The 14,452-nt window shown below is 48.3% G+C and carries 14 protein-coding genes and 1 rRNA gene; 10 read left to right on the top strand and 5 right to left on the bottom strand.

The genetic code is table 11. The features are described 5' to 3' along the window. Positions 1–67: ribosomal RNA gene (locus R6242_RS18735) — 16S ribosomal RNA — on the bottom strand; the annotation flags it as partial. Between the two features lie 355 nt (positions 68–422). On the opposite strand from R6242_RS18735, the gene grxC reads away from it, so the two are divergent. From grxC to R6242_RS18715, 4 genes are all read left to right on the top strand, one after another. Next, positions 423–680, top strand: coding sequence for a glutaredoxin 3 (gene grxC, locus R6242_RS18730; protein ID WP_318429793.1), 258 nt, complete (start codon positions 423–425; stop codon positions 678–680). A 103-nt stretch (positions 681–783) separates the two neighbouring features. After that, on the top strand, positions 784–1,254 hold the full coding sequence (gene secB, locus R6242_RS18725; RefSeq protein WP_293933437.1) for a protein-export chaperone SecB: 471 nt from the start codon (positions 784–786) through the stop codon (positions 1,252–1,254). After that, a complete protein-coding gene (locus R6242_RS18720; protein ID WP_318429790.1) occupies positions 1,235–1,681 on the top strand; it encodes an SH3 domain-containing protein in 447 nt (148 codons plus the stop codon). The genes secB and R6242_RS18720 overlap by 20 nt, the downstream gene beginning before the upstream one ends. Next, on the top strand, positions 1,678–2,670 hold the full coding sequence (locus R6242_RS18715; RefSeq protein WP_318429788.1) for an NAD(P)H-dependent glycerol-3-phosphate dehydrogenase: 993 nt from the start codon (positions 1,678–1,680) through the stop codon (positions 2,668–2,670). The genes R6242_RS18720 and R6242_RS18715 overlap by 4 nt, the downstream gene beginning before the upstream one ends. A gap of 142 nt (positions 2,671–2,812) precedes the next feature. On the opposite strand, the gene R6242_RS18710 is transcribed toward R6242_RS18715, so the two are convergent. Together R6242_RS18710 and R6242_RS18705 are read right to left on the bottom strand one after the other, a co-directional pair. After that, the gene (locus R6242_RS18710; protein WP_318429786.1) at positions 2,813–4,174 is read right to left on the bottom strand and encodes a DUF1501 domain-containing protein; all 1,362 of its coding nucleotides are present in this window, start codon (positions 4,172–4,174) and stop codon (positions 2,813–2,815) included. A 9-nt stretch (positions 4,175–4,183) separates the two neighbouring features. Beyond that, positions 4,184–5,938, bottom strand: a complete 1,755-nt coding sequence (locus R6242_RS18705) for a DUF1800 domain-containing protein (protein ID WP_318429784.1) — start codon at positions 5,936–5,938, stop codon at positions 4,184–4,186. Positions 5,939–6,313: 375 nt separating this feature from the next. Between R6242_RS18705 and R6242_RS18700 the strand changes: the two genes are divergently transcribed. The 5 genes from R6242_RS18700 (at position 6,314) to aroA (ending at position 10,584) form a co-directional block, all read left to right on the top strand. After that, positions 6,314–7,234, top strand: a complete 921-nt coding sequence (locus tag R6242_RS18700; protein ID WP_293933424.1) for a branched-chain amino acid transaminase — start codon at positions 6,314–6,316, stop codon at positions 7,232–7,234. A gap of 75 nt (positions 7,235–7,309) precedes the next feature. After that, positions 7,310–7,510, top strand: a complete 201-nt coding sequence (locus R6242_RS18695; RefSeq protein WP_130107400.1) for a zinc-finger domain-containing protein — start codon at positions 7,310–7,312, stop codon at positions 7,508–7,510. A gap of 116 nt (positions 7,511–7,626) precedes the next feature. Next, positions 7,627–8,634, top strand: coding sequence for a lipopolysaccharide heptosyltransferase II (waaF, locus tag R6242_RS18690; protein ID WP_318429780.1), 1,008 nt, complete (start codon positions 7,627–7,629; stop codon positions 8,632–8,634). Between the two features lie 42 nt (positions 8,635–8,676). Beyond that, on the top strand, positions 8,677–9,114 hold the full coding sequence (locus tag R6242_RS18685) for a hypothetical protein (protein ID WP_293933419.1): 438 nt from the start codon (positions 8,677–8,679) through the stop codon (positions 9,112–9,114). A 180-nt stretch (positions 9,115–9,294) separates the two neighbouring features. Then, positions 9,295–10,584, top strand: a complete 1,290-nt coding sequence (aroA, locus tag R6242_RS18680) for a 3-phosphoshikimate 1-carboxyvinyltransferase (RefSeq protein ID WP_318429776.1) — start codon at positions 9,295–9,297, stop codon at positions 10,582–10,584. Positions 10,585–10,634: 50 nt separating this feature from the next. Here aroA and R6242_RS18675 read toward each other — a convergent pair whose 3' ends face one another. Both R6242_RS18675 and R6242_RS18670 read right to left on the bottom strand, forming a co-directional pair. Then, positions 10,635–11,363: a substrate-binding periplasmic protein gene (locus R6242_RS18675; protein WP_293933413.1), complete on the bottom strand. Its 729-nt coding sequence runs from the start codon at positions 11,361–11,363 to the stop codon at positions 10,635–10,637. A 187-nt stretch (positions 11,364–11,550) separates the two neighbouring features. Next, a complete protein-coding gene (locus R6242_RS18670; protein WP_318429774.1) occupies positions 11,551–11,955 on the bottom strand; it encodes a hypothetical protein in 405 nt (134 codons plus the stop codon). A gap of 530 nt (positions 11,956–12,485) precedes the next feature. Between R6242_RS18670 and R6242_RS18665 the strand changes: the two genes are divergently transcribed. After that, positions 12,486–14,231, top strand: coding sequence for a glycoside hydrolase family 19 protein (locus R6242_RS18665; protein WP_318429772.1), 1,746 nt, complete (start codon positions 12,486–12,488; stop codon positions 14,229–14,231). Positions 14,232–14,452 lie beyond the last annotated feature (221 nt).

The following is a 14,452-nucleotide window of genomic DNA, read 5'->3' as shown; positions in this document are numbered from 1 at the left end:
GTTCGACTTGCATGTGTAAAGCATGCCGCCAGCGTTCAATCTGAGCCAGGATCAAACTCTTTAGTTTAATCTCTAAGCTAGTACTTACTGGCTTACTTTATTCTGAGCATCCATCGCTGAATGCCCAATACTAATGTAAGCACTTGTTTCGCTTCCGAACCAAGCACTCACACTCATCGACTGTATTTTGTTAAAGATCGTCTCGCTGTGACATCACTGTGCGGCTGTGTGTGCTGCAGCGAGAGGACGAAATATACGGGCTGGAGCCGCTTAGGTCAAGTACTGGCGCGCACTTAAGGCGAGGTAAGTAGCTAAGTCTTTGTTTTTAAAATGATGAAATATCCAACACTTTCACACCTTGTAGAATAGCCATTTGCCCTCATCTGTATTTGTATTACGAGATGATCATTAAAGGACCCAACATGGCCCATGTTTTAATGTATAGCACTGGGGTCTGCCCTTATTGTGTGATGGCTGAGCGTTTATTAAACAAAAAAGGTGTGACTGAGATCGAGAAGGTGCGGATTGATCTAAACCCTGAACGCCGCGATGAGATGATGACCCGCACCAATCGCCGTACTGTGCCGCAAATTTATATTGGCGAGCGTCATATTGGTGGCTTTGATGATTTGGCTGCACTAGATCACGCTGGCGAACTCGATGCTTTATTAGCCCCGTAATACAATCAATCCAAGATAGACGGTAGCAATCTGCCCCTAAATCGTGCGATGATTTCGCCTCACGTTTTATCCCAACTATATAAATAGAAGAGAAGGATTTGCCATGAGCGAACAAAACCAAGAGCTTCAGCCAGTTTTTGCTATCCAAAAACTATATGTAAAAGACATTTCGCTTGAATCCCCAAATTCGCCACAAGCCTTTTTAGAGCAGGCTGAGCCTGAGTTTAATATTCAGTTCCGCAATCAAGCTCGTAGCTTTGACAATGGTTTTTTTGAAGTGTCACTGACCGTGACTGCGCAAGCAACGGTTGAAGACCGCACGATTTTCTTGGTTGAAGTAACCCAAAACGGTTTATTTAATATCGAGAACGTGCCTGAAGGCGAAATGGATCCACTATTAGGCATTGGTTGCCCAAGCATTTTGTTCCCATACCTTCGCGAAGCAGTATCTGACTTAACAACACGCGCTGGCTTCCCGCCACTGATGTTACAGCCGATTAATTTTGAAGCAATCTACTTGCAACAACGTCAGCAAGCAGAAGAACAGGCGGCAAATGCACAAACCACTCATTAAGCTGAGTGTCATCGCTGCGTTGGTTTTATCGGCCAACGCGGCTTTTGCGCTCGAGTATCGTTCTGTGGCTCGCCACGGCGCTGTGTTATCTGAAGCCCCAAGTAATGAAGCAAAAAAACTTTTTTTAGTCAGCAAAGGCATGCCACTTGAGCTACTTGCTGAGCAAGGAGATTGGGCAAGGGTGCGGGATAAAACGGGCGGGTTAGCTTGGCTTAAGAAAAGCGAGCTTTCAACTAAGCATACTGTGCAGGTTTTGCGCGAAGCAAATCTCTATAAAACTGCCGATGCTAAATCACCGCTACTTTATCGTGCAGGTAAAGACCTACTCTTAGATTTACAAGACAACACCCGCACTGGCTGGCTAAAAGTTCGGCATCGCGACGGTGTTATTGGCTTTATTCGTATTGAGGAAGTGTGGGGCGTATGAAATTAGCCGTATTGGGTGCAGGCTCTTGGGGGACTGCACTGGCAATCCGTTTTGCCGATCAACACCAAGTAACACTTTGGTCACGCGATGCGAATCAAGTGACTGAAATGCAAGCATCTAGCGCTAATCCTCGCTATTTAGCAGATGTCGTCTTTCCGTGCACATTATCGGTAACACACGACTTAGCCAGTGCCGTTAAAAACGCCGAGCTGGTACTGATTGTGACGCCAATGTCTGGCCTGCGCAGCTCACTAAAAGCTTTGCACGATATGGGTTGCAAAGCCGCCGTACTCTGGGCCTGCAAGGGCTTAGAAGCTGGCACGATGCTGTTGCCCCATCAAGTTGCGGCGCAAGAAATGTCAGATGATGTGCCGCGCGGCATGTTATCTGGGCCGAGTTTTGCTCAAGAAGTTGCCCAAGGCTTACCTGCCGCCGTCACAATTGCCTCAAATGATGCGCAATTTGCCCGCCTTACCGTCACCGAGCTCAATACCTCAGTATTACGCCTCTATGCCAGCGATGATTTAATTGGTGTAGAAATTGGCGCTGCGGTTAAAAACGTTATTGCGATTGCCGCAGGGGTTTGTGATGGGCTAAAGCTTGGGCTAAATGCCCGTGCGGCCTTACTCACCCGTGGTCTCGCTGAAATGGCCCGTTTTGCCAGTGCACTAGGTGGTAAAACCGAGACCATGATGGGCTTAGCTGGAATTGGTGATTTAATGCTGACCGCCACCGGCGATTTATCCCGTAATCGCCGAGTTGGCTTACTGCTGGCACAAGGTTTAAACCTTGACGATATTCTCAAGAATTTAGGCCACGTTGCAGAAGGCGTACCTACTGCGCGTGAAGTGCTGCGCCAAGCTGCAGAGCTGGGCATCGAAATGCCGATTACCGCCGCGGTCTGCAAGATGCTGTTTGAGCATATGCCGGTGCAAGATATCTTGGCCGATTTAATGGGCAGAAGCCCAAAAATGGAATCGGATATTTAACAGCTATTCAGCCATATCCAAAAATATTTAGTCCACGAAAGCACGAACGGAGCAAATAATCTTTCGTAAGTTTTGTACTTTTCGTGGACCAAACAGCGCATTTTCTAAGGCTAATTTGCACAAGCTCAGTCTGTGATTGCAATCAACGCATGACTTTCAAAGCATCCGCATCAAAGCGCGCCAAAGTAGGTAAGACCAAATAACGATCTGAGTCTGGTACACCAAACCATTTTGCCAGCGGCCATGCCAACTGCTCGACCGATAGATCTGGGATATAACGCCCCTGCCCCACATCGTCAGCACCGCTAATAATAGGCTCAGGCACTCGCCCATAAATTTTACCGCCCGCTACCGCCCCCCCCATCACAAAATGATGGCTGGCCCAGCCATGGTCGGAGCCATCGCCATTGCCGCTTAAAGTCCGGCCAAATTCTGAGCCCGTAAAGGTGGTGACTTGATCTTGCAGACCCAGCTCAGTCATTGCACTATCAAAGGCCATTAGCGCATCATTCACCATTTTAAGCTGGATAGGATGCTTGGCCAGCAAGCCATCGTGCATATCAAAACCACCCAGCTGCACCATAAACACTTGACGCTTATTTCCTAATTGAGCACGCGTACTAATCAGCTTTGCCACCATTTTCAAGGAATCTGCCAAGCTATTTCCTGCAGGAAAGGTGGCGTTTAATGCAGGTGCAGATTTGAGTGCTGTATCAAGCTGCACCGAGGTATTTAAACCCCGCTGAGTGACTTTGACATATTCGTTTTCTAGATGATTGTTTTTATTAGTGCTCATCAACGCTTTTAATTCATTGATGTAGCTAGGGCTAAATAAATAAGTTGAGCCCCACAATAACTGCGGATTACCCGTAACGCCTACAGTAAAGCTACTCGCCTGTTTACCGCTCAAATATAAGCCCACCCCACCTACAGAAATACAACTCAGCGCAGCATTACTATTGCCCGCAAGAAATAGATCCCCGATTCGCCCTCCCCAGCCTGAGCTTGCCCCTTCTGCCATAGATGACATCCAAAAGCTTTGCTGATCATTATGCGAAAATAACTTTGGAGGCAGTGCAACGCTACGGCTTAGATATTGCGCCTTGGTGGTGGGCTGCATCAGTGGCCCCATATTGGCAACGACGGCTAAACGGCCTTGCCCAAACAAAGAGGCCAAGCCCGTCAACTGCGGAGCGAGTGCCATTTGCCGGCCATCTGCCAACACTCCAGGTAAGGGCAAGAGCTGATCGCGAGGCGTGGCTAATGTCTGGCGAATCGCGGCATAGGCCTGATAATTTTTTAAATCATAAGGAACCATCGTGTTTTGGTGATCATTACCGCCAGCCAAAAACACACAGACCAGCGCCTTATAATCACCCGGTGCTGTTGCCGCAGCCGCCTCACTCATTAAAGATAAATTAAATGCCATAGGTGCAGCAGCACCAGAGGCGGCCAGCATACCTGCGCGACGCAAAAACTCGCGACGAGAGAGTGTGTTATTCATCGGAGTTCCTTACTTTAAAACCAGATATTCTGGGTTGCTTAGCACCATCAACAACGTGGCGACCACACGATTTTGCTTAAATGATTCTACTTTTGCAGGGTTTGTATCCACGATACTGATTTTGCTAATGCTATTAATAATTGCAGCCTTAACCCCATCACTGAGCTGGCCACAGGCAAATAAAAGATTAAACCGCTCCAACAAGGCAGTAGGCTGATCCGCCAGCTTTTTTTCCTCAATCAAAAACAGCGATAAGCCCGTTTCCTTCTTATCGTTTAAGTTATTACCATTGGCATCGTTATAGGTACGAAAGGTACTACTTTGTGGGTCCATCAATAAACTGTACCAATAATTAACCTGCACCAACGTCGAGGTTTCAGACACGATTTGCATTTCTGGCGCAACTAAGCCCTGCTTCGCCAACTCGGAGCCTGGGGGGGTGTAACCAGGCCGAAAGAAGTTAAACACACTCGCCGCCCCCAAAGGACCTTGGCCCAAACGCCAGCTAGAGTCATTGGTGTTCCCCAAACGCCAAGCTCCATCTGGGCTACGGTAATCCAAGGTGCGAATCAGTTGCACTAAGCGAATCATTGGCTCCCGATGCTTACCCGCAAACTGCCCAAGTAAATCAGGCGCTTGCCTTGCTTCAGGATCAAGCAATATCCCCTTAATCACCGCTTTTAAATCTCCCCGAACAGACTGGCCGTTATTATTAAAAATACTCGCCACGCGGGAAATATAAGCAGGAGAAGGGTTGCTGCTTACAAAACGCTGAATCAACTGCTTCGCAATAAATGGCCCCACATTCGGATGATTAAATAAAGTATCTAATGCAATTTTAAGCGAGGCAGGGCCAGCCGTTCCCGCTGGAATAACCGTGCCTAAAAAGTTTTTTTCTAGCAAAGAGTGATTGGCTGCCACATGACTCATCGGCTGATGCGAAACTTCAAGATCGGGATTGACCACATTAAATTGCAAAGATGCAGTCCAGCCCGTAAATACCCGCGCTAGATTGCTAACGGTATCCAAGGTATAGGTTTCGATAGGCTGTCCATTACTATCTTTTTTTAGTGAGCCATCCAGATTTAACTCATAAAGGCCAATAGTAAAAAGCTGCATCACCTCACGCGCATAGTTTTCGTCGGGGCGACGGCCTTTATTGTCTTCTTTTAAATTGCCCAGCGTACCCAGCATCCTGCCCATCGCCACACTCAGCGTCACGTCCTCTAGCAATTGCCTAAAATTGCCAAAAGCGCTTTTTTGTAGCAAGTCCATAAAATGTGCCATCACAAGCGACTTAATCGGGCCCGCTACATCTACACCTGGGTAGCTAATCACAAATATTTCTGATAATGCGAGAGTCATGCGCTGCTGCAATACATCTTTACCGCTAAAAAGACTCTGCCAAAGAATATTTGGCAAGACCTGCCAATTTTGAAATGCAGGGAAGTCATTACTTCTAAGCTGCATGCCATAAGCCCAACGAGAAGGCGGAGGAGCTTCGTTGATTTGTAGAGTCAGCCATCCCTCATAACCCAACGATTTCAACCGCTCAAGGTCATCTTGGTTCCCGCCAAACCCCGCCTGCGCCAAAAACCGTGATGCCTCAATATCGCTTAGCGGTTTTAACACCGGAGTAACAGCAGCAATGCTTGGCTCCGACTCAGAACCACCACAAGCGGCCAATGCCAAGCTAGCAGCCAGCACAAGCCCTAACTCTCCATTGAGCGGTACTTCTGACGCGTCGACTAAATCTGCTTCCATGATACATCTCACTTCATTAAATATAAGACTTTTCTTATATTACCTCGAGATCAAAAGAATGCGAGATAAATATCCTTAAACGGACATCACACCATCACTTAAATGCTGTTAGATAAGGTTCTTCACCTAAAATTGATGAAGGACAGAGCCAAAAACCAAGCCGAGCTTATAAAAGGCAGACACTTTAATGTCAACAACATGTCATTAGCATGCGTCAAGGTTAATTGCACCTCCTGTAAAAAATCATCCGCCAATCCTTATTAGGACGGAATGACCCTATAAAGCATCCAGCAAGCCCGCCAACAGCCTGCCTATTTTCAGTTACAATCAACACTCAATACTTACTCACAAATACTTTGGACAGGAGTTTGCAATATGTCGATGTCTGATCGCGATGGGCTTATCTGGTATGACGGTAAATTAGTTGAATGGCGCGACGCGACTACACACGTTTTGACCCATACCCTGCATTACGGCATGGGCGTATTTGAAGGTGTTCGCGCTTACGAAACCCCAAAGGGCACTGCAATTTTCCGCCTACATGATCACACCGAGCGCTTATTCAATTCGGCCAAAATTTTTCAAATGAACATTCCGTTCAGCTTCGAAGAGCTCTTCGAAGCGCAAAAAACGGTGGTGCGTGAGAACAAACTCGCCTCCTGCTACCTACGTCCACTGGCTTTTGTTGGCTCAGAAAAACTCGGCATTGCCGCAACGGGCAATACCATCAATGTGATTGTGGCAGCTTGGCCTTGGGGCGCTTACCTTGGTACGGAAGGCTTAGAAAAAGGCATTCGTGTTAAGGTATCAAGCTTTACCCGCCACCATGTCAATGTATCCATGGTGCGTGCCAAAGCCAGCGGTTACTACGTGAACTCGATTCTGGCACACCAAGAAGCCGCAGCAGATGGTTACGACGAAGCCATGCTGCTCGACACCGAAGGCTATGTATCTGAAGGGGCTGGCGAAAATTTATTTATCGTCAAAAAAGGCAAACTTTATACACCGGATGTCTCTAGCTGTTTGGACGGCATCACCCGCAGCACGGTGATCACGCTGGCCAAAGAAGAAGGCATTGAGGTCATCGAAAAACGCATCACCCGCGATGAAGTTTATACTGCAGATGAAGCTTTCTTTACCGGTACTGCCGCTGAAGTCACTCCGATTCGTGAGCTAGATAATCGCCCAATTGGCATTGGTAGCCGCGGCCCGATTACTGAACGGCTACAAAAACGCTATTTTGATTGTGTAAAAGGCTTAGATCCTTTGCATGAAGACTGGTTGACACTGGTTTAATATTTATTAGGGGGTGGAGCATCCGCCCCCTTGAACTATGGTGATCGTTATCACCGAGCATGAAAGAGAAAACCCATGGAACTCAAAGAAAACACTCAACGCGAAATCGAAGTACTCGCCAGCGATTTACCTCTGCATTGCCCTATGCCGGATATGCTGAGCTGGAACTCCCATCCGCGTGTCTTTTTGCCTGTAGCCAAAAATGGCGAGGCACTTTGCCCATACTGTGGTACGCATTACCGCCTCAAAGCAGGTGAAGTCGTTAAAGGTCACTAAGCCCTTAAAGCGATATGGACGGGGCTCGTGTATTCGACACCCGTCACCCCCTTCCCAAAGCCTGCTAAGCAAGCCGTAGGCTAAAGCTCGGCCTGCTCGTTTTACCTCCAGAGCATATGAAAAAAATCCTGATTATTGCCCCAGCATGGGTAGGTGACGCCATTATGGCGCAGCCACTTTATCGTCGACTACATCAGCGTTATCCTGGCCTTATTTTAGATGTGCTGGCTCCAGCATGGACGCGCCCCTTGCACGCCCGCATGCCCGAAGTCAGCGAATCCTTTGATACGCCCTTTGGCCACGGTGAGCTCAAGCTGGGTGCGCGATGGGCACTCGCGCGGCAAATGAAAACACGCGGTTACGATCAAGTGATTGTGCTGCCAAACTCACTTAAATCGGCACTGGTGCCCTTATTTAGTGGCATCAAAACCCGTACGGGCTGGGTAGGTGAATCACGTTACGGCTTACTTAATGACACCCGCGTACTTGATCCGCTGGCCTTACCCAAGATGGTTGAGCGCTTTGCTGCCTTAGCAGAAGATGTAAACCAGCCCGTGCAGCGCCCCGTACCCTTCCCTCACTTGGTGGTTAACGAGCAAGAACGCCATGCCAGCAGCACTAAGCTAGGCTTTGATAGCCACAAGCCTATGATCGCGCTGTGCCCAGGTGCTGAATACGGCCCCGCTAAACGCTGGCCTGGTAGCCATATGGCCGCACTTGCAAAAACATTGATTGAGCGTGGTTTTCAGATTTGTATCTTTGGCTCAAACAAAGACCGCGAAATTGCCGATGAAATTTTGGCCGGCGCGCCCGAGGTGATTGATTACTGCGGTAAAACATCGCTAGCTGAAGCCATTGATATGATGTCATTTGCCCAAGTAGTGGTCAGTAATGACTCTGGCCTAATGCATGTGGCTGCGGCGCTAGAGCGGCCGTTGGTCGCTATTTATGGCTCCAGCTCACCCGAATTTACCCCGCCTTTATCCAGAAACGCCACAATTGTGACCTTAGATTTAGAGTGCAGCCCTTGTTTTGCTAGAGTTTGCCCACTCAAGCATATGAACTGCCTTAATCAACTAGAATCAAGCAGGGTATTAACAGCAGTGGATTCATTACTGCCCTAAGTGTATGTTGATTGAATTGCTCACTGCGCCATTAGGTACATCATGAATAAATATATTAGCAAGACAGGCATTGCACTGGCTCTACTTATATCCTCCAGCGCTTGGGCTGCCGATGCGGGTGTTTCTGTACAGTTTGGACAAGCTGGGTTTTATGGGCGCTTAGATATTGGCAATTATCCGCAACCCCAACTGATCTACCGTGAGCCCAGAATTATCCAGCAGGTCACCGTAGCTCAACCCCCTTTGTATTTAGTGGTTCCACCTGGGCACGCAAAAAACTGGTCCAAACACTGCGGCAGATATAATGCCTGTGCTCGACCCGTCTATTTTGTACAAGAAAGCTGGTACAACAATGAAGTAGTGCCTCGCTATCGTGATGAGTATCGCGGCAGAGATGATGACGACCACAAAGGTCATAAACAGCATGGCCATGGTAAAGGTAATGGTAATGGGCACGGACGCGGGCACGATCGGGATTAAACCATTTCAATAGAGATCATGTCTGCAGCCGCTGCCGGCATGATCTTCATACTCATTATTTTTGCCGTACATCTGTTCGTATCAGCATTCTCCCCATAAAATAAGCATGCGCAACCTGCGCCAATACTTTGCCCCTGTCCTGCAACGACCATCCAACCGACCTTCAATACGGAATGCCCCATGGAATACAAAGACCTCGCCCCTATCGCCCGTGTCAACGGCACCGTTGCCCTGCCTGGCTCCAAAAGTATTTCCAACCGTACGCTCTTGCTGGCCGCTCTGGCCAAAGGCACCACCACGGTAAAAGGCTTACTGGCTGCAGATGATATCCACTATATGTTGGAGGCACTGAAGGCCTTAGGGATTAAATGGGAGCAGAAAGGCGATAGTCGTGATTTCATCGTGCAGGGCGCAGCAGGCGTGTTTCCGGTTAAAGCGGCTGAATTATTTTTAGGCAATGCTGGCACTGCTTTTCGCCCGCTCACTGCAGCCCTAGCACTTAGCCAAGGCCACTACACCTTGAGCGGCGTGGCCCGCATGCACGAGCGCCCAATTGGTGATTTAGTCAATGCGCTACGTGAAGCCGGTGCCTTGATTGAATGCACAGCTGTAGAAGGCTACCCGCCACTAGCCATTCAACCCGCCAGCTATAACGGCCAAACAATCAAAGTAAAAGGCAATGTCTCTAGCCAATTTTTAACAGCGCTCCTGATGGCTCTGCCCCTCACAGGCGAGGCGATCACCATTGAAGTCATTGGCGAACTAATCTCTAAGCCCTATATCGACATCACCCTTAAACTAATGGCTAAATTTGGCGTACAGGTTGAGCAAAATGGCTGGAGCAGCTTCACGATTGCTGCTGGGCAAAGCTACCAAAGCCCAGGCGAGATTGATGTAGAAGGCGATGCCTCATCCGCGTCTTACTTTTTAGCCGCAGGGGCAATCGGCGGCGGTAAGGTGCGCGTCAGCGGCATGGGCGCGGATAGCATTCAAGGCGATAAACGCTTTGCCGAAGCGCTGAGCTTAATGGGGGCAGAAATCACTTGGGGCAACAATTATATTGAGGCAGCACCACCGGCCAGCGGTCAATTGATAGGCATTAATGCAGATATGAACCATATCCCCGATGCCGCCATGACCTTAGCCGTTACCGCCCTTTTTGCCAAAGGCCCAACCACCTTAAGCAATATTGCCAGCTGGCGCGTCAAAGAAACCGACCGCCTCAGCGCCATGGCCACCGAGCTGCGTAAAGTCGGCGCAACGGTCATTGAAGGGGAGGATTTTATTACCATCACCCCACCTGACGCACTGATTGCCCATGCCGAGATTGATACTTACGACGATCACCGCATGGCCATGTGTTTCTCGCTGGTAGCAGTCACAGGAGTAGCGGTGCGGATTAATGATCCACAATGCACAGCCAAAACTTTCCCAACTTATTTTACCGAGCTAGCCAAGATATCTGCCTAAAAAATACCCCATGCTTTGTGCAATATGCAAAGCATGGGGAACAGTCAATTTTAGCGATACTTTCCCATGATCTGTGCTAATTCATGGCTACTTTGCAAAAGGGCAATCGCCCGATTCACTTCTGCCACACTGACTTGCCCCACTCTAGAAACCGCGCATTGCCCCTTATAGGCCCTTAATACCGTATAAGGATGTAATGGCGTTTTAAATAGCCCTAAGCGCTGCTGGTATTCCAATTCAAATTGATTAATCACCAAATGCTGAATTCGCCCAGCAGCCAATTTAAGTAGATTATTGTGCATCGTTGGCGCGTCATCCCGCAAAAAATACTTACCTAAGATTTGATCCAACTCTAAATAGGCATAACCCAACACGGTACCAATTCGAACGTGGGCAAATTCAGCTAAAGAATCTGGCTTATTCGCTGACTGCGCGCTAATCAGTAATTCCGTATTAGGAATAAACCCCACACTCCAGTCGAAAGCACCAGGCATCCAAGCAGGGATATAGTTACAGATTAAATCAGCACTCCCCTTTTCTAAGGCAAGGGCCAAACGCTTACGCGGTAAGATAGTAAAACTAACTTTTCGTCTCATTTTTTGCGCTAGGGCTACACCCAAATCAGCGTACAAACCTGCATTCAGCTTACCTTTTTCCACCTGCATCCAAGGCATCTGATCGCCATCTAACACCAGCACCCTTAGCTGCGCAGCGAAGATGGCCTGTGGTAAACAACATAAGCTGATAAGAATAATAGAGCGTAGCAAGAAAAGAGGCATAGAGGGCATCAGTAAGAATAGGCGTCCATATTATTATTTTAAACATAGGCTAACGTATAAATTATAGCGGTTATCCTTATTTTTACTGAAAAGGAATGCAAGCATTTAAACCAATAAAAAATCCTAAGTTAACGTAAAAATGGCAGCGATAACGCTGCCATTTTTATGCATTTAATTACAGCAGTCATTAGTGCTTTTTATGTGTAGCCACTTTACGCTTGGTCGTGTGTTTTGCGCGAGCGGCCTTATGCCCTTTAGTAGGCGGAGTGTGCCGCGAAATGCTCACCACCTTGCCCTTAGTTTTTTTTGTTTGATTGGCATTCACCTTTGCCCGCTTCACCTTATGCTTTTTTGCCCCCAACACCGAGCTTCTTTGTTTGGCTAAAGACGTATGCTTCTTAGCGGCTCGATGCGATTTAGCTGAAGTTTTAGTACTATTTGCCTGCCGTTCTACAGATCTAGTCGCAGGCTTACTCACTGCCGTACGCTGAATCACGGGTGCCGCAGAGGGCACATCAAACGGCAAGGGAGCGTCTTCTGCATAAGCAGTTAAGCTAATCAATAGAGCACAAAGCAGGGCAACAACACGCATGGACATCTCGGCAGCAAGTGAATCAACGCTGCAGTATACCGGATTCAAACCCACTATTAACGCCGCCTCAGGCCAAATTTATTGTGTATACGTACCAAAATTATAAGGCTAGCAATACCACTTATCACCCAATCCACCGAATGCGCATGCCTTCAGCTTGCTAGAACACTCTCCCTCAATAATACTCACCTTTTTATTGCACTGCAGCGATCCCCCCGCAGCGCAGAGAAACAGCAACTATCTGCAAACACAATGAATTCGCCATTATTGGCATAAAATTGTGTCAAATTAAAGCCCAGCATCAAAATCAACTTTTCTCTAAAAAAATACCAAATGAGATGTCGTAGTCATTGACACCACAGGTACAAATGCTAACATCAGCAAACCTTACAACGACAATTGAAGATACCACTTCAATATAAACCAGACTGGCGTATAGCCAGCAAACCTTATTAAACCTGAACTTGCACTGAGGTTTAGCCTAAGCCTTAGCGATGCAACTCAGATTTTTATGGATGGAGCGAGACCTAATGAAAACCAAGCTACAACTCACGGCCCTGCTTGCCGCGATGCTGATCAGCGCATCCGTTCTGGCGGCAGACTGGAGCGCCAGCAGTACCTACACCGCAGGCAATACCGCTACTTATAAAGGCCAAACGTGGAAAGCCAAGTGGTGGACTCAAGGCAATATGCCAGGTGCCGAGCAATGGGGACCGTGGGAATTAGTAAGCGGCACTACGCCAGTTCCAACTCAAGTACCAACGCCTGCACCAACACCCGTGCCGACCAAAGTACCAACCCCTGCACCAACGCCCGTGCCGACTCAAGTGCCAACCCCTGCACCAACGCCCGTGCCGACCAAAGTACCAACCCCTGCACCAACACCCGTGCCGACTCAAGTACCAACCCCTGCACCAACAGTAGTTCCAACCCAAGTACCAACACCAACGGCAGCTCCAACACCTGCACCAAGTGGTACAGCATGTAAAGCCAACTGGGTATCTAGCAGCAGCTATGCAGGCGGCAGCATCGTCGGCTATCTAGGGCATAATTACACTGCAAAATGGTGGGTTAATGCCGGTGAAGAGCCAGGTAAAAGCACCACTTGGAACGATAGCGGAGTATGCAGTGGATCATCAAGTGGCGGCGCTACCCCCCCTCCCAATACGGGTAACGGCGGCGTTCCAACGCTGGCCCAAGCCCAAGCCTACGAGGCCACACTGACTAATAATGACTTTTTCCGAAAGGTAAAAGCCTCAGTGCGCACCGCCAGCAATGCCATCGTTGATGCAGTTGCAGCAGGCAAAAGCGACAACCCAATCAATGTAAAACGCGTAGAAGCACTGGTTCCTGAGCAAAAATTTAATTACTATTTCTCAGTGCGCCACCCAAGCTACACCTATCAACGCTTCTTACAGGCCGTAGCTAAATTCCCAGGCATATGTGATGACTACAGCGATGGGCGCAATGCAGACCAAATCTGCCGCCGCTCACTCGCTACCATGTTTGCGCACTTTGCCCAAGAAACCGGTGGCCACAGCGTCACCCAATACGGCATAGATGAATGGCGTCAGGCGCTAGTGCATGTGCGTGAAATGGGTTGCAACGAAACCGGCACTGGCTGCGGCTACAACACCGAATGTACCGACCCGGTATTTAACGGCGTATGGACCTGCGGCAAAAACGCAGACGGCAGCTTTAAAAAATACTTTGGCCGTGGCGCAAAACAGCTTTCTTACAACTACAACTATGGCCCGTTCTCGCAAGTGATGTTTAGTGGTGACCAAACCAAGCTACTCAACGAACCGGATCTAATTGCAGAAAGCTGGTTGAATATGGCTTCTGCCACCTTCTTCTTTGTCTATCCACAGCCACCAAAACCATCGATGCTGCATGTGATCGACGGAACTTGGGTGCCTAATGCACAAGATAAGGCGCGTGGCTTGGGTAATGATTTTCCAACCACCATTCAAATTATCAATGCCGAGTGCCAAGATGCAACCCTCAAACCAGCGGCTAAAAATCGCATCGACTACTACAGCGAGTTTGCGCGTGATTTAGGCTGGGATATCAAGCAAGAATCGATGAAGTGCACCGGCATGCAGCGCTTCGAAAAAGGCAGCTCCGCCGCCTACCCTATTTTCTGGGAAAAAACCTGGAATGCAGGGCAAGATAATCAGTGCCAATTGGTCGATTACCAAACGCCGTATAACGCCCTGATCGAAGGCAATTACGTGAAGTGCGTAGAAAAAAACTGGAATGTGAAGCTTAAGTAAGACACTTCTCTTAAATCATCACAGCTCAGTAAGCTGCAAAGCCCCCGCTTTAATAGCGGGGGCTTTTTCTTTATCCATACTCTAACTCTAGCACCAGCTAAATCATGCTTCTTAGCGATATCTCTGGGCATTTCCGACCCAAGCTACTGGTGAACCAAACATCAACAGCACCTGATACACCCTATATCTTATTGTTAAACTAGTAAGCGAGGATTAAGATT

This window comes from Iodobacter sp. CM08 (assembly GCF_033446605.1).
Lineage (GTDB): Bacteria > Pseudomonadota > Gammaproteobacteria > Burkholderiales > Chitinibacteraceae > Iodobacter.
Note: the sequence above shows the minus strand (reverse complement) of the source record. Positions and strands in the feature narration are given on the sequence as shown.